General features: G+C 66.4%; 2 protein-coding genes. Both read right to left on the reverse strand.

Translation table 11 applies throughout. The annotated features are described in order from the left end of the window. Positions 1–266 (reverse strand): GntP family permease (locus tag HWY45_RS36215; RefSeq protein ID WP_244111062.1); only part of this gene is annotated, 266 nt, incomplete at its 3' end. 94 nt (positions 267–360) lie between these two features. After that, positions 361–1,155, reverse strand: a 795-nt coding sequence (locus HWY45_RS36220) for an L-idonate 5-dehydrogenase (RefSeq protein WP_150999508.1), incomplete at its 5' end; no start/stop codon positions are given.

The following is a 1,155-nucleotide window of genomic DNA, read 5'->3' on the forward strand; positions in this document are numbered from 1 at the left end:
TCGGCGCCGCCCGATTCGGCCATCATCTTGCCGAGCATCGTGCCCAGGCCGACGACGACCGCAATGTGGCCGAGCGTATTGCCGTTGCCCGTCTCGAACGACTTGACGATCTTGTCCATCGGCATGCCGACGGCGAGCCCCAAGCCCAGCGAAACGATGATCAGCACCAGGAACGGGTAGATTTTGTAGCGCGCGATCATCAAGATCAGCGCGGCAATCGCGATCAGCGTGAACACGAGCAGCATGCCGCCTTGAATGGTGTTCATGAGGTCTCCAATTTTTTTTGAATGTTTGAATCGCACCAGGTGCAGTTGCGAATACATGTGCCCGGCTTTCGCCCGGCAAATCAAAGTTGCCCGTTTACAATTGATCTCCTTCAGAGAAATCGATCAGCACCTTCATCGCGCGCCGCCGGTCGCCCGCGAGTTCGAACGCGCGGCTCGCGTCGCGCATCGGGAACACCCCGGTCACGGCCGGCCGCAGGTCGACGCGCCCTGCATTGATCAACTCCACGGCCAGCGCGAACTCCGCATGGAAGCGGAACGAGCCGCAGATCGACAGTTCCTTCGCCACGACGACGTTCTGCGGCAGGCTCACGTCGCCGCCGAGCCCGAGCTGCACGACCACGCCGCGCGGGCGCATCACGTCGAGCCCGTCGCGCAATGCCTGCGCATTGCCCGAGCATTCGATCATCACGTCGAACGTGCCCTTGTCCGCGCCGTAGCGCGCCACCCATTCCGTATCGGTCGCCGCGTTGATCGTGCGATCGGCGCCGAGCGCGCGCGCAATCGCGAGCGGCTCGTCGACCACATCGGTCGCGACCACTTCCGCCGCGCCATGCGCGCGTGCGGCCGCCACCGCGAGCGCGCCGATCGGCCCGCAACCGGACACGAGCACGCGGCGGCCGATCAGCGGGCCGGCGCGCGACACCGCGTGCAGCCCCACCGCGAACGGCTCCGCGAGCGCGGCGAGCGACAGCGGCACGTGGTCCGCGACCTTCACGCACTGGCGCGCATCGCACACCAGCGCATTGCGGAACGCGCCCTGCACGTGCGGCATCCGCATCGCGCTGCCATAGAAGCGCATGTCGAGACACTGGTTCGGCAGGCCCTCGAGGCAATAGCGGCATGCGCCGCACGGCCGGCTCGGGTTGAC

Source organism: Burkholderia stagnalis (genome assembly GCF_902830275.1).
GTDB lineage: Bacteria > Pseudomonadota > Gammaproteobacteria > Burkholderiales > Burkholderiaceae > Burkholderia > Burkholderia stagnalis.